This is a genomic window from Psychromonas sp., assembly GCF_983033635.1.
This window is the reverse complement of sequence record NZ_CEZLMY010000002.1, coordinates 35,071-55,316: the sequence shown is the minus strand read 5'-3', so window position 1 is coordinate 55,316 and position 20,246 is coordinate 35,071. Positions and strand designations below refer to the sequence as shown.

Genomic DNA, 20,246 nt, shown 5'->3' with positions numbered 1-20,246 from the left:
CAGATGGCAACAGCTTGGATAGTAGATGACGATCATGCAATTCGTTGGGTTTTAGAGCGAACATTAAAGGCCGAAAATATTGAGCATGCCAGTTTTCCTGACGGTGAATGTTTATGGCAGCAACTGCAAATCGAGCAGCCTGAAGTTATTATTTCCGATGTGCGTATGCCGGGCATTGACGGACTTGCTTTAATGGAACGTATCCATGAACGTTTCCCATTTATTCCAATCATTATTATGACCGCGCACAGTGACTTAGATAGCGCAGTCAATGCCTATCAAAGTGGCGCGTTTGAGTACCTGCCAAAACCTTTTGATATTCATGAAGCCACCTCACTCATTCAACGTGCAATTAGCCATAGTTTAGAGTTAAAACAGAAGAAAAAAAAACCTGAAGCAACTGTTTCAATGCCGGAAATAATTGGTGAAGCGCCTGCAATGCAGGAGGTTTTCCGTGTAATTGGCCGATTATCCCGCTCCAGTATGAGTGTTTTAATCAATGGCCAATCTGGTACAGGTAAAGAGTTAGTCGCTCACGCACTGCATAAACACAGCCCGCGTAAAGATAAAACATTTATCGCATTAAATATGGCAGCAATACCCAGAGAACTCATTGAAGCGGAACTGTTTGGCCATGAAAAAGGTGCATTTACAGGGGCCGCCAGTAATCGCCAAGGCCGTTTTGAACAAGCAGATGGTGGCACGCTATTTTTAGATGAGATAGGCGATATGCCACTTGATGTGCAAACGCGTTTATTGCGTGTTTTAGCCGACGGGCAGTTCTACCGTGTGGGTGGTCACCAAGGTATTAAAGTTGATGTTCGTATTATTGCAGCCACCCATCAAAATTTAGAGAAAAAAGTGCAAAGTGGCGATTTCCGAGAAGATCTATTCCATCGCCTTAATGTTATTCGTTTACAACTACCGGCATTAAGAGAGCGCCGTGAAGATATCAGTCTGTTAGCACAGCATTTCTTAAATAATATTGCTGGTGAATTAAATGTAGAAAGCAAACAGCTCACAGCTGAGACAAAAGAGTATTTAAGCCAATTGCCCTGGCCAGGCAACGTGCGCCAATTGGAAAATATTTGCCGCTGGTTAACCGTTATGGCTAGCGGCCAAGAGGTGCATATTTCTGACTTACCTCCAGAATTAGGTTCACAAGAAACAGAAAATAGTGAAAGTGAAAGCCCGCTATGGCAGAAAAATCTCCAGCAGTGGACCTTAACGGAACTGAAACAGGGGGAAGAAAACGTTCTTGCTAATGCTTTGCCTGAGTTTGAAAAAATCATGCTGCAAACCGCCCTCTCCTTCACCCAAGGTAAAAAACAGGAAGCTGCAAAACTATTAGGCTGGGGTCGAAATACCTTAACCCGTAAACTAAAAGAGTTTGATATTTCATAAATATCCAACCCTCAATATTTCATACTCCCACGCACCATGTGGGAGTTATACCCATGTTACTTCAAGATGCAAAATCATCACCTTGAGGTATCATGGGTATATACTAACGCGAACTAATCAAATTCAGCTAAGTTCTTTTCAAACTGTGCAAACTGCTCTGTTACCGATTTTTCAGGCGCAGCAGTTGCTAAACTAGCAATTACAATTGCAGCTGTCGCAAAAATAATTCCAGGAACAATTTCATAAACATCGTATATTCCACCCTGTAACTGTTTCCAGATTACAATTGTAATACCACCGACGATAATACCCGCTAATGCACCATTGCGGTTCATACGCTTCCAGTACAAACTTAATAGCAAAACCGGACCAAATGCAGCACCAAAACCCGCCCACGCATAAGAAACCAAGCCTAATACAGAACTATCCGGATTCATCGCTAACAAAAAGGCGATCAGAGATAATGCGATCACGCCTAAGCGACCAACCATCATTACTTCTGATGATGATGCATCAGGGCGAATCAGTTGCTTGTAAAAATCTTCAGCTAAAGCTGATGATGAAACGAGTAGTTGAGAATCCGCTGTACTCATAATCGCAGCCAAAATAGCAGCTAATAAAATACCTGCAACCACAGGATGGAAAATAGCATTCACCAGTAGCATAAAGATTTTCTCACCATCGGCTAACACGACCGTTGCATGGCCGTGAATATAGAGTAAGCCCACTAGCCCCACTAAAGTCGCACCAAATATTGAGATAGCGGTCCAGGATATGGCAATGCGGCGGGCTGTCGTTAAATCTTTATTGCTGCGTGTTGCCAGAAAACGAGCCAAAATATGCGGTTGACCGAAATAACCAAGACCCCAGGCGAGTAGTGAAATAATCGCAATCCAGGAAAGCGGTTGACCGTCAATACCATTCCATAAGCTTAACAGTTCAGGATTTAGTGTATGTAAATCTGTTAGCAGCTGATTAAATCCACCTTGCATTGCTGCAATCGGCACAATAACAAGTGCAGCCGACATCAGTAGTCCCTGCACTAAATCGGTCCAGGAAACCGCTAAAAAACCGCCAAAAAGAGTATAGGAAACAACGCAGGCGGTGCCGATAATGACCGCAACGCTATAATCTAAGCCAAATACGGTTTCGAACAGTTTACCACCAGCAACAAGGCCTGAACTGGTGTAAAAAAGGAAGAACATTAGGATAAAAAAGGCAGCAATAGTCTGCACCAGTTTCGATTTATCATTAAAACGGCGAGAGATAAACTCAGGTATGGTTAATGCATTATCGGTAGTGATACTGTAAGTACGCAGACGTTTTGCTGCAATATACCAGTTTGCCCAACTACCAAGCAATAATCCACCTGCGAGCCATAGTGATTCCATACCTGCGGCATAGGCATAACCAGGTAAACCGAGTAATAACCAACCACTCATATCAGATGCCCCTGCTGATAAAGCCGCTGGCCACGGCCCAAGTGTACGTCCACCGAGAAAGTAATCAGAAGAGTTGCTGGTACGTTTATATGCGTAATAGCCGATAAATAACATCAGCGCCAAATACACCATAAACGTTGCCGTGATGGCAAAGTTATTTTCAATCATGGATATCCCTATTAAGATTAAAGTTAAAAACGGCAGCGATTATAACAATTTTTTGACCTTTCTCATTGATCTTGATCGCCTTAGATTTGCACAAAATAATTAAAATCTCTTAATTATCAGTTATTAACTGCTTTAAAAGTAATAAACGCGCGGCATCTTCAGAGAAGCTACCTGCTACGGAAAACTGCTCGACAATCGTTTCCGACCACTGTAAATAAGTAAACTGCAGTGCAAATAAGCCAGACTGGTTATTCTCTGCAGATAAACTAAACAGTTGATTATTTTGCAGCAGATAGAACTCACTCACGCGACTGTTTAATCCTTTTACCGTTAAAGGGAGAAGCTTTTCCTCACTGCTGATATTTAAATTCTGCAAATTCACTTGTTTTAAAAATAGAGTTTCTAGCGGCAATTTTTGTTTTTCATTTGTCCGGCTAAACTCTTCGTTTTCAGACGCCTGCATAAAAGCTGGGATATTTAAGCTCATATCTTTCACCAATAACGACAATACCGTTAAGCTATTAACAGAAAAAGTAGGTGCCGGTATTAGATGAATCGATAACAGAGCATCGGCTTGCAGATCCAGCTCACCCGAAAATGCTTTAATAAATAAGCGCTTTAAACTGAGCCTGTTTTTATGCAGCTGCAAATCAAGCAGGCTGTTCTCTACAATAATTTCAGCTTGATTAGGCGATGTAAAACCAAGCTGTTTAATTGATAGTGCCAACTTCGCCTGCAAGCTCTGCAGATCAAAATTACAATATAGGGATAGATCCTCAAGCCTTACTGCTTTTAAAGCAGATAACTGTAAATCAAGCTTTTTAAAATCAAACAGCAAGTTTCCTTTAAATAATGCTGATACGAATTTTTTATGCTCAATAATAGGTAAATTATCCGAGCTTAGATTTGCTTGCTGTAACTTTAAACTTTGCCCTGCATTACTTAAATCCATGTTTAAGTCAGACACACGTAATTTGTTAATGCGTAATCTGTCCCAAGGCAAGCTCTGCATCTGCCGCTTTGTTTTTCCTACGCTTTTTTGACCCGCTGTCACTCCTTTTAAAATGCCCTGTTCGACGCGAATATGAATACCCGCGACATCAACTAATTCAATCTCTAACTGACGATTCCAAATATCCCATTGCCCAATATCGATATTGATTTGATCTATATGTAGCAGTTCTTTTTTATCACTGATAACGGATAATCCTGAAACTGAAAAACGAGGATCCTGCCAGCCGTTATTTTCGATTAGGACAAAACTGACTTGATAACCTGTGGATTTTTCAATCTGTTTAGCGATCCACTCTGAGTAATCATTAACGTTAAAGAAGTAAACAAACAGCGCTAACGAGGTCACAAGAAAAGTGAGCAGAAGAGCAGAGATAATGAAAAAACGCTTCATCTCAAACGTCTCCTAAAACAAAACTAGGCATGCACATACTCTCCGTTCTCCCCTAACCAACGTTTGCTCAGAGGTTTAATCAGCTCAGGATATGACTCCATCACTTTCAGTGCCAGTTGCTGGGTTTGTGGAATTAAACTTTGGTCACGGATTAAATCCGCAATTTTAAATGTCGCGATCCCTGTTTGTTTTGTACCTAGCACTTCACCCGGACCACGAATCAGTAGATCTTGTTCGGCAATATAAAAGCCATCATTGCTTTCACGTAAAATCTGCAGCCGTTTTTGTGCTGTTTTAGACAATGGATTTTTGTAAAGTAAAACACAGTGGCTAGCGACACAGCCTCGTCCAACTCGGCCGCGCAGTTGATGCAGTTGTGCTAAACCAAGGCGCTCTGGGTTCTCGATAATCATCAGGCTAGCATTAGGTACATCGACCCCTACTTCAATCACGGTAGTTGCTACCAGCAAGTCTAACTCTCCTGCTTTGAAGTAATCCATCACATACTGTTTTTCAATCGCTTTCATACGTCCATGCACCAAACCAATGCGCAGGTCAGGTAAGGATAATTGCAGGTTATTGGCTGTATCTTCCGCGGCCTGACACTCTAAAACCTCAGACTCTTCAATTAAGGTACAGACCCAATAAGCTTGCCGCCCTTCATTTTTACAAGATTGATAAACACGTTGAATAATATCTTCCCGACGAGAGTCAGGCAGAGCAACCGTTTGCACAGCGGTTCGTCCTGGAGGCAACTCATCAATCACTGAAACATTAAGATCCGCATAGGCAGTCATTGCCAATGTTCTTGGGATCGGTGTGGCTGTCATGGTTAACTGATGGGGCGCGAAATCACCTGATTGCCCTTTTTCACGTAACGCTAAACGCTGATGTACACCAAAGCGGTGTTGCTCATCAACAATAATCAAAGCTAAATTATTAAACTGCACACTCTCTTGGAACAGCGCGTGCGTACCTATTACCATTTTAGACAAACCCAAGCTAATATTTTCTGACTGAGAACGTTTCTCTTTGACTTTCATTTTTCCACAAAGCATACCGACACGAATATTTAGCGGCTCAAACCACTTTGTAAAATTAAGCAGATGCTGCTCAGCTAACAGTTCGGTGGGCGCCATTAACGCAACCTGATAACCCGCTTCAATCACGCTTAAAGCAGCTAACGCAGCCACTAATGTTTTACCCGATCCCACATCGCCCTGCACTAAGCGCATCATAGGAATAGCTTGCTGCAGATCGCCTTGAATCTCCTGCGTCACTCTATGTTGGGCATTAGTCAGTGAAAATGGCAGACTGGCTAATAACTGCTTTTGCAGTAGCCCTGTTTCCCTGATCGCTATCGCTTGATGCCGCTGCGCATTAGCACGCATCGACAGCATACTGATTTGCTGTGCGAGTAACTCTTCAATAATAAGTCGTTGCTGTGCCGGGTGAGTTTTAGCTTCAAGTTGCTCAATACAGGCATCAGGTGGCGGGCGATGAATATAATAAAGCGCATCGGCTAAACTTATCGGGTGTGTTAACAGATGCAGTGGCACTAATTCATCTATTTTATTTTGCTGCAAAAAAACTAACGCTTGTTCGCTTAAGTTGCGTAAGCTGTTTTGTTTAAGGCCGTCAGTTGACGGATAAATGGGGGTTAAGGTTTGTTCTACATCGCTTGCTTCGATGGAATCAAGCATGGAATAATCCGGATGAGTTACCTCAAATCCTTGATAACCGCGTTTAAATTCACCAAAGCATTTAATTAAAGCTCCTGTTGCAAAACTATTTTTTTGTGACGCATTAAAATGAAAAAAGTTAAGCGTCACACTGCCACTGCCATCACTTATTTTACATTTTAAGATACGCCTTTTTCCCATCTGTACATTGCAGCTTAACACGAAGCCCTGCACACTTACCTGCATGCCATCTTTGAGATCAGAAATAGGATAAAGCCGGGTTCTGTCTTGATAATGTAAAGGCAAATGAAAGAGCAGATCGGCAACACTGTTTAAACCAAGCTTAGCTAACCTTTCAGAGGCTTTAATGCCCACGCCTTTAAGAACGGTTAAGGGCACTTTTTCTAATTTCATTTTAAACCCCATACAGTTAGACTATGTAAAGCAGCATAATTTCAGCTTGAACCTATTATGCTTGAAGCTATGATTATTATTTACATTATTTATCAAGGCAATGGATATGCGTTTATTATTCTCAATATTTATTTTTTTATTCAGTTTTTCCACAATAGCCGAAGAGTCGGCGATTGATCGGCGTATACAGCAGGAAAAAAAACTCGAAGAGACTCGCTTCTCTATTATCCCTCATAAACCAACTTATCTTTTACCTTTTACTTTTAATGACAAAATTCAATCTTATGATGTTTATAAAGGCATTATCCCGGATGGTGAACTGCAACAAGTCGAGGTGAAATTTCAGTTTAGCTTTAAAATTCCCGTTTTAGTTGATATTGCTGACTTACCCATTTCGGTTTTTTTAGGCTATACCCAGGTCTCTTTCTGGCAGGCATATAACAGCGACAATTCATCCCCGTTTCGCGAAACCAACTATGAACCTGAACTGTTTGCACATTGGGTACAGAACCGTAAATTAGCTGGCGGTTGGAATTTTAAATTAGCAACACTGAATTTAACCCATCAGTCAAATGGACAGACAGAGCCTATGTCACGCAGTTGGAACCGCATTGAAAGCAATCTTATCTTTGAAAATGGCAATTTTACGGTTGCCATTAATCCTTGGTATCGTTTCGAAGAAACAGCAAGTGAAGATAATAACCCGGATTTACTGGATTATTATGGACACGGGAAAATTTATGCTTTTTATACAGTGAATAACAATACCATCGCGATTACCAGCCGTAATAATCTCGAAAGTGGTTTTAGTAAAGGCTCTGTAGAGTTCGATTGGAGCTTTCCTATCCATGGCAGGGTTCGCGGTTATTTTCAACTGTTCTCTGGTTACGGCAACAGCATGATTGAATACAATGAATATACCAATACGATAGGTTTGGGTATTTCATTAACGGACTGGTTATAACTCATTAACCATTTCCACACTTACCTGCTCGATAAATAACAGACGCTTGCTATCTTCCAGCTCTGCGGAGTTTACATTCAGTGATGACCAGTTTGGATGGTTACGTAATTTACGTAACCATTTAGACCAGTTTTTTGGTAACGCATTTTTTTGCTTATGCAGGCTAACTTGATAATCAATTTTATCAAAACTGGCATGACCTCTTTTCTGTAAGAGCTCTAACAGTTTGATCTGCCTTAACCACAACACCTGCAGCGTCACATCATTTAAACAGATATAACGGCTGCCTTTAATTTTTGCTTGTATCTCATCATAATAACGCAGCTTAACTCCCCATAACGCACCCACGATTCCACCAGTAACAGCGGCGGCGCCCAAGGTCATACCTGCAGTGACTAAATCAATCGCCACACCCAATCCCGCGCCTTTGGCAATATTCCCTGTTAGTTTGATACCAAACTCTTGCAGGTTATCGGCTGAGAACAGATCCAGTTGCCAGCCACCTTGCTCAACGGGTAATTCACTATTTTCTAAATCCCCTTTGCGAAACTGATAGAGCTTTAACAGTCGGCGAACACATTTGCTTTCCGCTTTACGAACCACCTGTTGAAGTTTAAGAGTTGCCTGTTCGATTTCCTGTTCACTATTGACCGTCTTGAAACGCACACAAGCCGATTCAACAAACAGGTTAGCGACGATCTCTCTGGCGGCATTAAAACGTTCAGACCACTGAATTTGGCGCTGATTTATAAAGTTTTGCAGTAACTCTTCTTTATCTGCCAGCAAGGTCTGCATTTTTTGGTAAATTTTCATCTCATCAGAAAAATTAAAATGAACATTATCAAAACTTACAACCGCATGAAAATTAAGGCGGGCTAATTGTGTTTTCCATTGCTCTAAATTATCGCCACCTTGTTTGGTAAAGTTAAGCACCGGGATAATCGGCTTTGCACCATAACTGAGAATTTGTAATTCATCACGATATTTACCTAAAACCGGTTCGCGCAAATCAATCACATAAAAAATAAGATCATTATTTAACAGTGTGCGCAGCACTTTAGCTTCTTGCTCGAGTTCAGGGTATTCAGAAAGGTGCGCAAGGAAATATTGTAAGCGTTCAATGCCATCTACAGACTGATCTGCAAAATAACCACTTAAAATATGAAACAGACGAATTGAGTCTTCGAGTCCTGGAGTATCAAACAATGCCAGACTGTTAGTCTCATCAATCAACAGTGCACTGCCTTCAACATGACGAGTGGTGCCAGCTTGATCTGCCACTTCACCAAATTCTGTATCACGTAGTAAAGTACGCATTAATGAGGTTTTACCCGCATTAGCATGACCGACAACCGCTACAGATAAGCCATTTTTACTCATCTAGCCTCCGGTTTTTTATTGATTTTAAACTGAATAATATTATCTAAAGAAATATCTGCCTGCGCTGCAAGTTCATACCAATCACTGCGACGTTTGCTTAAATGGGATGATTCAATAAGGGCATCATCGATAAGCAGTAAATAAAACGATTTAGTCGTTAATGCGGTTAACGATTTAATAAAGCCTAATAAACCACGATCCGGTAAACGCGATAAGGTTACGTATAAAACAATCGCTTGTGGCCCGACATTTACAATCTCATTTAATAACTGTTGCTGGCTTTGAAAATCACAGATATGTTTTAACAGCTCAAACTGCTCAGGAGAGTATTGTTTAACATGTTTTTTGCATTCAATAAGTTGTGTTGCTGATAACTCTATCGCCACAGGATAAAAACAGGAGGGTAGCTGATGGCACGCCATTTCCGAATGTAGATGGTTAGAGGGCGCTACTTTAAACGTATCAGGATCGCTAATACCCAAGGAGGTAACATTGGGTTTTAACAGTTGCCGTAATTGCACGTAATAAGGTTTGCTTAAATTTAAACTAAATTGTTTTCTTTTTATTTTTAATAAAAACTGCATTAATAACAATAAAAGAAAACGAGGTGCTAAACCATAAATTATCAAACTGCTAATCAATAAACTCGACCAGACCAGACGACTGTTTTGTGCATCCGCAATAACATTAACTGCGCCTAAATGGCTTTGCTGTATCTGCTCAAGATTGGGCACTGGAAATCCCAATAAGTTGGGAATATAGGCCAATAACTCAGTTAACCATTGAAAGTTTGCCAGCGATAGAATACTGGTCTGCCAGATAAAATCGACCTGATGTGTAGCAAGCATCATCACTAACATTAAGGTTGCGCCGCAAAAATAACTCAGCCACAACAGATGGGTTACAGCAGATAACTGATAACGTCCTAGATCAGCTGAGAAACTGACTTTAAAATAGCATTTAAATAATGTCCAAAAATGTGGATGCTTTGTTGATTGCGGATTAAAACGTTTTTCAACTGTTTTTAATAAAAACAGAGTTAAGCGAGCCAGCCAACCACTGCTTAATAAATTGGGTTGTAAAAAAAACAGTAACCATAAAAACAAGGTAATAAAATTGGGAATAAAGAACAGGACAAACGCCCAAAAGAAGTTTATCTGCGTGCCCTGTTCACTAAAAAACAGCTGTTGTACACTGCTTGCACCTACCACGAATAAAAGCACAGATAACAGCGTAAACAGGTTTTTAGTTAAATCTTTAAAGTGTGAGAATAGCGCTGAGATTTGCAGCTGAGAATCAAGCTGCAGAGCACGCTGTAACACTGATTTATCAAAACTAACGCCCGGCTTTTCTGATATAGGCGTTGATAAAGCAGGAGAATCACCTTCAACAGCGCGTATACCTTCGGCTAATAAACGTTGCTGAAATAGATCCACTAATAATTCTCCCGCACTTATTTACTTAGCAGCGTTTTTTGAAGAGGAACGAATCGCTAACCACCAATCATCACTGGCATTTATCTGCCCCTCTTCATCTAATGGCGGATAAGGTAGGTTTTTCTCTCGGCACAATTTAGTAAAAATGGGATGCCCGCCTTCAAATAAAATTCTATGCGCTTCCTCGCTAGGTAAACGGCATTCACCGTTATACATACCAGCCAGTTCACGCTGACGTTGCGCTTCATAGAGGATTAATGCAGAAGCAACCGATACATTTAATGACTGGCACATGCCGACCATTGGAATAATCACATCTTGATCAGCAAGTGCTAACGCTTCGTCACTGATGCCGTGTTTTTCCTGCCCCATCAAAATAGCCGTTGGTTTAGTATAATCAACTTCTCGAAAATCGATCGCAGTGTCAGAAAGATTTGTTGCGATAATCTGCATTCCTTGTGCTCGCAATGCGGCAATTGCTTCTTGGGTTGTCTCATGAGAGTGAACATTCACCCAGTTCTGACTACCTGTTGCACTTTTACCAGAAAGGCGCATCGCCTTATCTTCCCAGGTTGCATGCACATCACTGACACCAACCGCATCTGCAGTACGCACAATAGCGGCCAAATTATGTGGTTTATGCACCTGCTCTAAACAAACTGTAAGTTCAGGTTGGCGACGGTTTAGCATTTGCGTGATACGGGCAAGGCGTTCAGGTGACATAATAACTCTCAAAATAATGGGATAAGATTGAAGTGTTTATTATACATAAATTTACGAGGACAAAAAGCAGGTCAAACGAGGCAAAAACCATCCTGATACAGGGAGTCAACAAGATCCTGGTTCAAAGAGGAGCGGGATAATATACCTAAACCACTTCAATATGCAGATTCAGCATCTTCAGGTCGTTTGAGTATATATATATAGATTCTATTCTTAGTCTCTTAATGCAATGTAATTGGTGCGAGCATAATCTGGTCGAGCTGCCTTTAAAATAGTTGCCTCTTGCTCAGTCAATTTACCGACAGGTAAACCTAATACTTTATGGGTTAATTGCTCTCTTGCATCAATCGCAATAGATAATTTAATAATACGGCCACTGCCTTTAATTTCCTGAGTTTCAAAAGCAGGCACAAGTACGCCAGATTGTAATAAGTTACTCACCGCTAGTTCATTCATTGGCAGTGGCAGTACATTTTTGCGCTGAATAATAAATTCACGCAAAACCGCTTTTTCTTCGAAGTCTAATTGACGGATCATTTTATTACGCGAAGATAGAAGCTGACGTTTTTTTAACTCAGCAACGAAGTAAGTAAATAAAAACGTCACTAAACGAGTGATTAAATATGAACCAGTTAATAACGCCAAAATCCAGACATAAGGAGCATAAAGCTGTGACCACTGAGTCGTTCCAGACATTTTCAATAATGAAACAGGCACTATTAAGAGGGTGGCACTGGCGATACACATCCAGGCCATTGCCTGCGTAATACCCTGCTGATCTTTAACTCGTTGAATTAACTGCATCATAATTAAGCTCCTTGCCAAAAATTTGTTACACAACATGTATGTAGCAAGGGTCGTGCCAGAGTTTGTTTTCCTGTGTTATTGGGGAAATAATAGATAATAAAAAAGCAGCCGAAGCTGCTTTTTTAAAGAGTTAAGTAAATGCAATTAACCTGCGTCAGTTACATTCATTATAAATGATAATGTACCGCTTCCTGGAGTTGCTAACTCAATAACTAATTTACCATTTGTTTTCTTATTAGGCTCTGTTTCATTAATTATATTTATTTCAATATCAAATGCCCCATAACCAGCACTACTACCAACCTCCCATGAAGTCTTGCCTGATAATAGACCGTTATCTGTAGAAACAGTAATTGTAGTCCCGGTTGGTGGGTGATTATTATATATATCTGCAAAATAAACTTTTAGAGTCTCACTGCCGTTAGTTGTCAAATCTACAGCGTTTATATCTACTCCACCATTTTGAACTCGAATAAATTGATCCTTCGACGCCATAATTAACTGTTGTTCTGCTCGCACATTAATCAAATCACGTGTACAACCATCTACGGCTAAAGTTTCATCCGAACATAATGTGCCGTTATATATTCCATTTGCTTGATCGAAAACACCATTAATTGGAGCAAAATCATGGTATTCCTCACGTTCATCATTGATATTAACAGCACTCTGTTCTTCTTTATAAAATCCATCTTCATTATGGTCAAAAAACACTTCAGATAAGTCGTCTTGACTTGCTAAAAAGTCATCCCCATCACTAAACCAACCATCAGCATCATTATCAATGAAAACTTCCTCACCAACTGCAAATGCTGTAATGGTCACTCTGCCGCCATAGGGTCTTCCCATACCAAGGGGATTTATGCATGGTCCAACACCGTATCCCCATGGATCAAATGCAAACGCGGCACAACCAGTAGTAAAATCTGTTAATTTATTACCATCTGGGCGAGGGTTTTGTGATACCCACTCTAATTGACATTCACTACCAAGTGTTAAACAAGAACCAACAGTACCAGTTGTAGCATCTCGAATTGCCCCCCCTTCAGTTGTAAAATACACTGCAGTTCCATCCGGTACTGCATTGTTAAATCTATCTGCTAGATGAATTACAGCAGGTACCCGAACACCATTAATATTCAAAGACTCTGGTGAATGATCACCTATTGAAAGTGAAAAGCTATCTTGATCAGGCAACCCCGTAGATACGGATAAGATATCGGAAACAAGTTCAATTGATCCATCGGCAGTTTCTATGGTTACGCGTAGAGTGCCACTTACCTTACCGGAACTGACGGTAGTACTGACAAAACCAGAATCATCTGTCGTACCGGTTAATGGTTCAAGGGTTGTGCCTGAAGGTGCGGTTAATGCGAAATTAACATCTACGCCAGAAACAGCATCACCATTTAAATCTAATAATTTAAAGGTCAATACAGAAGCTTCTGTGCGCCCTACACCACCAGTGCCTTGAATTGCAACCCATGATTGCGAAGCACCTGAATAAGTAAAATAAGATGGAACTCCCGGGTCAGCAGGTGCCGCGTCTTCAATAATAGTATCTTCTTCAGTGGGAGTCTCATCATCAACAACAGGTTCAGTTGTCGTGCCATCCAGGCTACCACCACATGCAAAAAGTAAGAGTGAAAGCATTGCGATAGACAAAGTTTGATGCAATTGCATGGAAAGTTCCTTTTAATAAATATAAAATTGCCAATAAGTTGAGAAGTATAAACCAAATTCTTTTTAGTATTTGTTTTATTTTAAATTTTTGGAGGTAGCTCAATAGTAATTTACACTTGCCCGTCAGATTTATCCTCATACAAGGTTTACTGTTATGAATTTTAGAGATTTAGAGTACTTGATCGCGCTTGAAGAGTTAAAACATTTTCGAAAAGCGGCGGAAAAGTGTTTTGTTAGCCAACCAACATTAAGCGGACAGATTCGTAAACTTGAAGATGAATTGAATGTAACGTTAATGGAGCGTTCATCACGTAAGGTGATTTTTACCCAGGCTGGGCTTGATATTGTCGCTAAGGCTAAAACGATTTTACTGGAAGCTAAATCGTTAAAAGAGATTGCCAAAAGCCATAATGAACCAATGCAGGGGATTCTTCATATCGGCTTAATACCCACGGTTGCCCCCTATCTATTACCATTGATTATTCCTGCGATAAAACAGCACTTTCCTGAGTTAGAGCTGTATCTGCATGAGAATCAAACCCATATTCTATTAAAGCAGCTTGAAGAGGGGGAGCTTGATTGTTTAGTGCTACCGCTATTACCGGAGATGGAATCGTTTCAACAGTTTGTGCTTTATGATGAACCGCTAGAACTAGCATTAGCTGAGACACATCAATGGGCAGATAAAGCCGCTATCAATATAGATAAACTGCGTGGCGAGCGCGTTCTAATGCTGGAAGACGGACATTGTTTACGCGATCAGGCGATGGGGTTTTGCTTTGCAGCCGGTGCAATCGAAGATCAGAGTTTTAAAGCAACCAGTTTAGAAACGCTTCGCCATATGATCAGTGCAGATAATGGCCTGACATTATTACCTCAGTTAGCGATTCCCACTAATCGTCATCAGGCAGGGATCCGGTATATTCCCTTTAAAAAACCGATACCATCAAGAAGTATTGGTTTAATATGCCGGAATAATAGTGTCCGAAAAATCTGCTTTGAGCATTTATCAAAACTAATCAGTACAAGCGTGCAGGACAAGTTAAAACAGTACGGCTGACAGCCGACAGCTGTCGACTAACAGCTAGGAATTTCAGATACAAAAAAGCCGAACATAAGTTCGGCTTTTTTAATGTCGCTTAAAAGAAGATTTACTCTTCTTCGTCAGCTACTACTGGACGGTCTACCAATTCGATGTAAGCCATAGGAGCTTTATCACCGGTACGGAAACCACATTTAATGATACGTGTGTAACCACCAGGGCGACCCTCGTAACGAGGACCCAATTCATTAAATAGTTTAGCTACAACCGCGTTATCACGGGTGCGAGCAAAAGCTAAACGACGGTTAGCAACGCTATCCGTTTTAGCTAGGGTAATTAAAGGCTCAACTACACGACGAAGTTCTTTTGCTTTAGGTAAAGTAGTTTTAATTACTTCATGTTCAACAATTGAACTTGCCATATTGCGAAACATAGCCTGACGATGGCTGCTGTTTCGGTTAAGTTGACGTCCGCTATGACGATGACGCATAACCTAATCCTTATTATTCGTTATTCGAATGACGACTGATTAATCTTCGATAAGACTTGCTGGTGGCCAGTTTTCTAGGCGCATACCTAGAGAAAGTCCACGAGATGCAAGTACATCTTTGATTTCAGTTAGAGACTTCTTACCTAAATTAGGCGTTTTAAGAAGTTCAACTTCTGTTCTTTGAACCAGATCACCGATATAGTGAATCGTTTCTGCTTTTAAACAGTTAGCAGAACGAACAGTTAATTCTAAGTCATCTACTGGGCGCAAGAGAATCGGATCAAACTCAGGTTTTTCTTCCTTCTCAACAGGCTCACTTACATCACGTAAGTCAACAAATGCGTCTAATTGTTCAGCTAGAATTGTAGCTGAGCGACGAATTGCTTCTTCCGGATCAAGTGTTCCATCTGTTTCCATATCGATGACAAGTTTGTCTAAATCGGTACGCTGTTCAACACGAGCTGATTCAACACTGTAAGCAATACGCTCAACAGGACTGAAAGTCGCATCTACTAATAGACGACCAATTGGACGCTCATCTTCTTCGGTATGAATACGTGATGAAGCTGGAACATAACCGCGACCTGATTCAATTTTAATACGCATGCTGATTTCAGCATTGCCTGTTAAATTACAGATCACATGTTCTGGGTTGACTATCTCTACATCACCATCATGAATGATGTCGCCTGCAGTAACAGGACCGGCCCCAGATTTAGTTAAACTAACTAGAACTTCGTTTTTACCTTCAAGTTTAACAGCTAGACCTTTAAGGTTTAGAAGGATCTCAAGGATATCTTCCTGTACGCCTTCTTTTGTGCTGTACTCATGTTGTACACCATCAATTTCGACTTCTGTTACCGCCGTTCCCGGCATAGATGATAACAAGATACGACGAAGCGCATTACCTAAAGTATGACCAAAACCACGTTCTAATGGCTCTAAAGTCACTTTTGCTCTAGTTGCGTTGACTTGTTCGATATCAACTAATCTTGGTTTTAGAAAATCAATTACAGAACCCTGCATTTGTGTCCTCTCTTAGCAGTTAACTTTACTTAGAGTAAAGTTCGATGATTAACTGTTCGTTAATCTCAGCAGATAAATCTGAACGTTCAGGCTGACGAGTAAATACGCCTTCCATTTTCGTTGTATCAACAGCAACCCAACCAGAAGCTTCACGCTGACCAGCGATTTCAAGTGCAGCGCCAATTCGTGACTGCTTTTTAGCTTTTTCACGAATTGCGATAACGTCACTTGCTTTAACGTTGAAAGAAGGGATATTTACAACTTTACCGTTTACTAAGATAGCTTTATGGCTAACTAGTTGACGTGATTCAGCGCGAGTAGCACCAAAACCCATACGGTATACAACATTGTCTAAACGACCTTCAATAAGTTGAAGAAGGTTTTCACCAGTGTTGCCTTGTAAACGAGCAGCTTCTTTGTAGTAGTTACGGAATTGCTTTTCAAGTACACCGTACATACGACGAACTTTTTGCTTTTCACGTAGTTGTAAACCGTAGTCTGATAGACGTGGTTTACGCGCACCATGAACACCCGGTGCATTATCAATCTTACACTTAGATTCAATCGCGCGGACACCAGACTTTAAGAAAAGATCTGTTCCTTCACGACGGCTAAGCTTAAGCTTAGGACCTAAATATCTTGCCATTGTTCTTTCTCCAGTTACCTTGGAAGGTCGCTATTAAACGCGACGTTTCTTCGGTGGACGACAACCATTATGTGGGATTGGTGTAACATCAGTAATGTTTGTTACACGGAAACCCGCCGCGTTTAGAGCGCGAATCGAAGATTCACGACCTGGTCCAGGTCCGTTTACAAAAACTTCAACGTTTTTAAGACCGTACTCTTTAGCTGCTTCAGCAGCACGTTCAGCAGCAACCTGTGCAGCGAACGGAGTAGATTTACGAGAACCACGGAAACCAGAACCACCGGCAGTTGCCCAAGAAAGCGCATTACCTTGACGGTCTGTAATAGTTACGATTGTGTTGTTGAAAGAAGCATGGATATGAGCCATACCATCAGCAACTTGCTTTTTAACGCGCTTGCGAGCACGAGTTGGAGTCTTAGCCATTATCTCTTACCCTATTTTCTGATTGCTTTGCGCGGACCTTTACGGGTACGAGCATTCGTTTTAGAACGCTGACCACGCACAGGCAAGCTGCGACGATGACGAAGTCCACGGTAACAACCAAGATCCATAAGACGCTTGATGTTCATAGAAACTTCACGACGTAAATCACCTTCAACGGTGAACGTAGCTACTTCTGTACGAAGAGCTTCGATTTGCGATTCTTCCAGATCATTCAGCTTTGCAGTTTCAGCAATACCCGATGCAGCACAGATTTTCTGTGAGCGAGTTTTACCAATACCAAAAATTGCAGTTAATGCAATTACAGCATGCTTATGATCAGGAACGTTAATGCCAGCGATACGGGCCACTATGCACTCCTTAAAAGTTAACGATTCATTTGCGAAAAGCCCGGTAGGATACTCTACAAATGATAATTTATCAAACAAAATAGAGCTTAGACTGAATTAACTGCCTAAGCCCTTGATATCCAAAATCTATTTAGCCTTGGCGCTGTTTGTGCTTTGGCTCTACACAGATAACACGCACAACACCGTTGCGCTTGATAACTTTGCAGTTACGACAGATTTTTTTAACGGATGCACGAACTTTCATTGCAACACTCCGTAGTTAGTATAACTTTAAGACTGGCTATTTGCCGTAATCTTTCAAGTTAGCTTTTTTCAAGACAGAATCATATTGATTAGACATCAAATGAGTCTGTACCTGTGCCATAAAGTCCATGATAACAACAACAATGATTAATAACGACGTACCACCGAAGTAGAACTGCGTATTCATTGCGACCATCATAAACTCGGGAATCAAACAGATAAAGGTAATATATAACGCACCCGCTAATGTCAGGCGTGTCATCACTTTATCAATGTAACGTGACGTTTGTTCTCCGGGACGAATACCTGGAATAAAGGCACCGCTTTTCTTCAAATTATCTGCAGTTTCACGTGGATTAAACGTAAGTGCAGTATAAAAGAAGCAAAAGAAGATAATTGCGGCTGCATATAACATCATATGCAACGGTTGTCCTGGCTGTAGAGCCAATGAAACATCCGATAACCAGCTCAAACCTTCAGTCTGACCAAACCACTGCGCGATTGTACCAGGAAACAAGATAACACTCGAGGCAAAAATTGCAGGAATAACACCAGCCATATTTAATTTCAATGGAAGATGTGTACTTTGAGCAGCAAAAACTTTACGCCCTTGTTGACGTTTTGCGTAGTTAACAACGATACGTCGTTGACCACGTTCAACAAATACAACAAATGCGGTTGTCGCAAAAACGATAACGATTAATGCTAATAACACAAGAAGGTGAAGCTCACCTTGACGTGCTTGCTCAGCAGTTTGCCCAATTGCTTGAGGCAGACCTGCAATAATACCTACAAATATAATGATAGAAATACCATTACCGATACCACGTTCTGTAATTTGTTCACCTAACCACATTAGGAACATCGTTCCCGTAACTAGACTCACAACTGCCGTAATATAGAAGCTAAGACCTGCATTTTCAACAAGTCCTGGCATCATAGTCGGCAAACCAGTCGCAATACCAATTGCTTGGAATGTACCCAGTACCAAAGTACCGTAACGCGTGTATTGATTTATCTTACGACGACCAGACTCACCCTCTTTTTTTAGCTCAGCTAAAGGAGGATGAACAACCGTCAACAATTGGATAATAATTGATGCCGAAATATACGGCATAATACCCAATGCAAAGATAGATGCACGCTCAAGCGCACCACCAGAGAACATATTAAACATTTCAATGATGGTACCCTTTTGCTGCTGGAATAGATCAGCTAGGACAGCGGCGTCAATACCAGGAATTGGAACAAAAGAGCCTGCACGGAACACTAAAATAGCCCCTAAAACAAACAAAAGTCGTGTTTTAAGTTCACTTAAGTTACTGCCCTGTACTGCTTTAGGATCTAACCCTGGTTTCTTAGCCATTATCTATTATTCCTCGATTTTTCCGCCCGCAGCTTCAATTGCAGCACGCGCACCTTTCGTAACACGAAGGCCTTGTACTGTGACTGAGCGAGAGATTTCACCAGAAAGAACTACTTTTGCAAACTTAACTGTGTTTACAAGTAGACCAGCCTGTTTCAACGTATCAATAGTTACTACTTCACCCTCTACTTTAGCGATTTCGTTCAAACGAACTTCTGCGCTAACTAGAGATTTACGTGAAGTGAAACCAAATTTTGGTAAACGTTGTTTCAAAGGCATTTGACCACCTTCAAAACCAGGACGTATAGAACCGCCTGAACGAGACTTTTGACCTTTATGACCGCGGCCACAAGTTTTGCCAAATCCAGAGCCGATACCACGACCTACACGTTTTGCAGCAGGCTTAGAGCCAGCTGCTGGAGATAGAGTATTTAGTTTCATAATTACCCCTCAACCTTAACCATATAGTAGACTTTATTAACCATACCACGTACTGAAGGAGTATCTTCTAACTCAACAGTATGACCGATACGACGCAGACCTAGGCCTGTTAATGTTGCACGGTGCTTTGGTAAACGGCCAATTGCACTTTTGGTTTGGGTTACTTTAATCGTTTTAGTAGCCATGCTTAATTACCCCAGAATATCAGTAACGTTTAAGCCACGCTTAGCTGCAATTTGCTCAGGAGAATTCATATTCTCTAGGGCATCAAGCGTAGCGCGAACAACGTTAATCGGGTTAGTTGAGCCGTAAGCTTTAGCAAGTACGTTCTGTACGCCAACAACTTCTAATACGGCACGCATTGCACCACCTGCGATGATACCAGTACCTTCAGATGCTGGTTGCATATATACCTTAGAACCAGAATGACGGCCCTTGATAGGATGCTGCAGAGTGTTACCTTTTAATTGGATTTCGCTGATATTGCGACGTGCTTTTTCCATAGCTTTTTGAATAGCTGCAGGAACTTCACGTGCTTTACCATAACCAAAACCAACACGACCACTACCATCACCAACTACTGTTAGTGCTGTGAAGCTAAAGATGCGACCACCTTTAACTACTTTTGAAACTCGGTTTACTGCGATTAGCTTTTCGTTCAGATCACCGGTTTGAGTTTGTTCTTTTGACATC

Annotated in this window: 21 protein-coding genes; 3 read left to right on the top strand and 18 right to left on the bottom strand. The window is 41.1% G+C overall.

The window, feature by feature from the left end; all coding sequences use genetic code 11:
• Nucleotides 1–3 precede the first annotated feature (3 nt).
• On the top strand, nucleotides 4–1,404 hold the full coding sequence (gene glnG, locus AC4GME_RS00675; protein ID WP_490377966.1) for a nitrogen regulation protein NR(I): 1,401 nt from the start codon (nucleotides 4–6) through the stop codon (nucleotides 1,402–1,404).
• A 113-nt stretch (nucleotides 1,405–1,517) separates the two neighbouring features.
• Here glnG and putP read toward each other — a convergent pair whose 3' ends face one another.
• The 3 genes from putP to recG form a co-directional block, all read right to left on the bottom strand.
• Nucleotides 1,518–3,014, bottom strand: coding sequence for a sodium/proline symporter PutP (gene putP, locus AC4GME_RS00670; RefSeq protein ID WP_490377965.1), 1,497 nt, complete (start codon nucleotides 3,012–3,014; stop codon nucleotides 1,518–1,520).
• A 109-nt stretch (nucleotides 3,015–3,123) separates the two neighbouring features.
• Nucleotides 3,124–4,419, bottom strand: coding sequence for an AsmA family protein (locus AC4GME_RS00665; protein WP_490378887.1), 1,296 nt, complete (start codon nucleotides 4,417–4,419; stop codon nucleotides 3,124–3,126).
• A 23-nt stretch (nucleotides 4,420–4,442) separates the two neighbouring features.
• On the bottom strand, nucleotides 4,443–6,515 hold the full coding sequence (gene recG, locus AC4GME_RS00660; RefSeq protein ID WP_490375604.1) for an ATP-dependent DNA helicase RecG: 2,073 nt from the start codon (nucleotides 6,513–6,515) through the stop codon (nucleotides 4,443–4,445).
• A 106-nt stretch (nucleotides 6,516–6,621) separates the two neighbouring features.
• On the opposite strand from recG, the gene AC4GME_RS00655 reads away from it, so the two are divergent.
• Entirely contained in the window at nucleotides 6,622–7,479 is an 858-nt protein-coding gene (locus AC4GME_RS00655) for a phospholipase A (protein WP_490375605.1), read from the top strand.
• Here AC4GME_RS00655 and AC4GME_RS00650 read toward each other — a convergent pair.
• From AC4GME_RS00650 to AC4GME_RS00630, 5 genes are all read right to left on the bottom strand, one after another.
• Entirely contained in the window at nucleotides 7,474–8,859 is a 1,386-nt protein-coding gene (locus AC4GME_RS00650) for a GTPase/DUF3482 domain-containing protein (RefSeq protein ID WP_490375606.1), read from the bottom strand. The genes AC4GME_RS00655 and AC4GME_RS00650 overlap by 6 nt on opposite strands.
• Nucleotides 8,856–10,295: a DUF2868 domain-containing protein gene (locus tag AC4GME_RS00645; protein ID WP_490375607.1), complete on the bottom strand. Its 1,440-nt coding sequence runs from the start codon at nucleotides 10,293–10,295 to the stop codon at nucleotides 8,856–8,858. The genes AC4GME_RS00650 and AC4GME_RS00645 overlap by 4 nt, the downstream gene beginning before the upstream one ends.
• Nucleotides 10,296–10,316: 21 nt before the next feature.
• Nucleotides 10,317–11,018, bottom strand: coding sequence for a tRNA (guanosine(18)-2'-O)-methyltransferase TrmH (gene trmH / locus AC4GME_RS00640; RefSeq protein ID WP_490375608.1), 702 nt, complete (start codon nucleotides 11,016–11,018; stop codon nucleotides 10,317–10,319).
• Between the two features lie 213 nt (nucleotides 11,019–11,231).
• Complete coding sequence (locus AC4GME_RS00635; protein ID WP_490375609.1) at nucleotides 11,232–11,825, bottom strand: superinfection exclusion B family protein; 594 nt, start codon at nucleotides 11,823–11,825, stop codon at nucleotides 11,232–11,234.
• Between the two features lie 144 nt (nucleotides 11,826–11,969).
• A complete protein-coding gene (locus AC4GME_RS00630) occupies nucleotides 11,970–13,508 on the bottom strand; it encodes an Ig-like domain-containing protein (protein WP_490375610.1) in 1,539 nt (512 codons plus the stop codon).
• A gap of 154 nt (nucleotides 13,509–13,662) precedes the next feature.
• On the opposite strand from AC4GME_RS00630, the gene oxyR reads away from it, so the two are divergent.
• Nucleotides 13,663–14,568, top strand: a complete 906-nt coding sequence (gene oxyR / locus AC4GME_RS00625; protein ID WP_490375611.1) for a DNA-binding transcriptional regulator OxyR — start codon at nucleotides 13,663–13,665, stop codon at nucleotides 14,566–14,568.
• Nucleotides 14,569–14,659: 91 nt separating this feature from the next.
• On the opposite strand, the gene rplQ is transcribed toward oxyR, so the two are convergent.
• From rplQ to rpsE, 10 genes are all read right to left on the bottom strand, one after another.
• A complete protein-coding gene (rplQ, locus tag AC4GME_RS00620; protein ID WP_490375612.1) occupies nucleotides 14,660–15,040 on the bottom strand; it encodes a 50S ribosomal protein L17 in 381 nt (126 codons plus the stop codon).
• 39 nt (nucleotides 15,041–15,079) lie between these two features.
• The gene (locus AC4GME_RS00615; RefSeq protein ID WP_490375613.1) at nucleotides 15,080–16,066 is read right to left on the bottom strand and encodes a DNA-directed RNA polymerase subunit alpha; all 987 of its coding nucleotides are present in this window, start codon (nucleotides 16,064–16,066) and stop codon (nucleotides 15,080–15,082) included.
• 25 nt (nucleotides 16,067–16,091) lie between these two features.
• Nucleotides 16,092–16,712 carry a 30S ribosomal protein S4 gene (gene rpsD, locus AC4GME_RS00610; RefSeq protein WP_490375614.1) on the bottom strand — a complete coding sequence of 207 codons (621 nt, stop codon included), beginning with the start codon at nucleotides 16,710–16,712 and terminating at the stop codon, nucleotides 16,092–16,094.
• A gap of 33 nt (nucleotides 16,713–16,745) precedes the next feature.
• Complete coding sequence (rpsK, locus tag AC4GME_RS00605) at nucleotides 16,746–17,135, bottom strand: 30S ribosomal protein S11 (protein ID WP_019613697.1); 390 nt, start codon at nucleotides 17,133–17,135, stop codon at nucleotides 16,746–16,748.
• A gap of 11 nt (nucleotides 17,136–17,146) precedes the next feature.
• Nucleotides 17,147–17,503 carry a 30S ribosomal protein S13 gene (gene rpsM / locus AC4GME_RS00600; RefSeq protein ID WP_490375615.1) on the bottom strand — a complete coding sequence of 119 codons (357 nt, stop codon included), beginning with the start codon at nucleotides 17,501–17,503 and terminating at the stop codon, nucleotides 17,147–17,149.
• Between the two features lie 130 nt (nucleotides 17,504–17,633).
• Entirely contained in the window at nucleotides 17,634–17,747 is a 114-nt protein-coding gene (rpmJ, locus tag AC4GME_RS00595) for a 50S ribosomal protein L36 (protein WP_005417265.1), read from the bottom strand.
• Nucleotides 17,748–17,783: 36 nt separating this feature from the next.
• Nucleotides 17,784–19,112 carry a preprotein translocase subunit SecY gene (gene secY / locus AC4GME_RS00590; RefSeq protein WP_490375616.1) on the bottom strand — a complete coding sequence of 443 codons (1,329 nt, stop codon included), beginning with the start codon at nucleotides 19,110–19,112 and terminating at the stop codon, nucleotides 17,784–17,786.
• Nucleotides 19,113–19,118: 6 nt separating this feature from the next.
• Nucleotides 19,119–19,553 (bottom strand): 50S ribosomal protein L15, encoded by a 435-nt coding sequence (rplO, locus tag AC4GME_RS00585; RefSeq protein WP_490375617.1) that lies wholly within the window; start codon nucleotides 19,551–19,553, stop codon nucleotides 19,119–19,121.
• A gap of 2 nt (nucleotides 19,554–19,555) precedes the next feature.
• Entirely contained in the window at nucleotides 19,556–19,738 is a 183-nt protein-coding gene (rpmD, locus tag AC4GME_RS00580) for a 50S ribosomal protein L30 (protein ID WP_490378886.1), read from the bottom strand.
• 6 nt (nucleotides 19,739–19,744) lie between these two features.
• On the bottom strand, nucleotides 19,745–20,245 hold the full coding sequence (rpsE, locus tag AC4GME_RS00575) for a 30S ribosomal protein S5 (RefSeq protein WP_490375665.1): 501 nt from the start codon (nucleotides 20,243–20,245) through the stop codon (nucleotides 19,745–19,747).
• Nucleotide 20,246: the final 1 nt, after the last annotated feature.

Bases quoted from the DNA above. Each gene is read 5' to 3' on its own strand.
- putP (WP_490377965.1), bottom strand. From the start codon at position 3,014: ATGATTGAAAATAACTTTGCCATCACGGCAACGTTTATGGTGTATTTG.
- oxyR (WP_490375611.1), top strand. From the start codon at position 13,663: ATGAATTTTAGAGATTTAGAGTACTTGATCGCGCTTGAAGAGTTAAAA.
- rpsE (WP_490375665.1), bottom strand. From the start codon at position 20,245: ATGTCAAAAGAACAAACTCAAACCGGTGATCTGAACGAAAAGCTAATC.
- trmH (WP_490375608.1), bottom strand. From the start codon at position 11,018: ATGTCACCTGAACGCCTTGCCCGTATCACGCAAATGCTAAACCGTCGC.
- rpmJ (WP_005417265.1), bottom strand. From the start codon at position 17,747: ATGAAAGTTCGTGCATCCGTTAAAAAAATCTGTCGTAACTGCAAAGTT.
- rpsK (WP_019613697.1), bottom strand. From the start codon at position 17,135: ATGGCTAAGACTCCAACTCGTGCTCGCAAGCGCGTTAAAAAGCAAGTT.
- recG (WP_490375604.1), bottom strand. From the start codon at position 6,515: ATGAAATTAGAAAAAGTGCCCTTAACCGTTCTTAAAGGCGTGGGCATT.
- secY (WP_490375616.1), bottom strand. From the start codon at position 19,112: ATGGCTAAGAAACCAGGGTTAGATCCTAAAGCAGTACAGGGCAGTAAC.
- AC4GME_RS00655 (WP_490375605.1), top strand. From the start codon at position 6,622: ATGCGTTTATTATTCTCAATATTTATTTTTTTATTCAGTTTTTCCACA.
- glnG (WP_490377966.1), top strand. From the start codon at position 4: ATGGCAACAGCTTGGATAGTAGATGACGATCATGCAATTCGTTGGGTT.
- AC4GME_RS00650 (WP_490375606.1), bottom strand. From the start codon at position 8,859: ATGAGTAAAAATGGCTTATCTGTAGCGGTTGTCGGTCATGCTAATGCG.
- rplQ (WP_490375612.1), bottom strand. From the start codon at position 15,040: ATGCGTCATCGTCATAGCGGACGTCAACTTAACCGAAACAGCAGCCAT.
- AC4GME_RS00630 (WP_490375610.1), bottom strand. From the start codon at position 13,508: ATGCAATTGCATCAAACTTTGTCTATCGCAATGCTTTCACTCTTACTT.
- rplO (WP_490375617.1), bottom strand. From the start codon at position 19,553: ATGAAACTAAATACTCTATCTCCAGCAGCTGGCTCTAAGCCTGCTGCA.
- rpmD (WP_490378886.1), bottom strand. From the start codon at position 19,738: ATGGCTACTAAAACGATTAAAGTAACCCAAACCAAAAGTGCAATTGGC.
- AC4GME_RS00665 (WP_490378887.1), bottom strand. From the start codon at position 4,419: ATGAAGCGTTTTTTCATTATCTCTGCTCTTCTGCTCACTTTTCTTGTG.
- rpsD (WP_490375614.1), bottom strand. From the start codon at position 16,712: ATGGCAAGATATTTAGGTCCTAAGCTTAAGCTTAGCCGTCGTGAAGGA.
- AC4GME_RS00615 (WP_490375613.1), bottom strand. From the start codon at position 16,066: ATGCAGGGTTCTGTAATTGATTTTCTAAAACCAAGATTAGTTGATATC.
- AC4GME_RS00635 (WP_490375609.1), bottom strand. From the start codon at position 11,825: ATGATGCAGTTAATTCAACGAGTTAAAGATCAGCAGGGTATTACGCAG.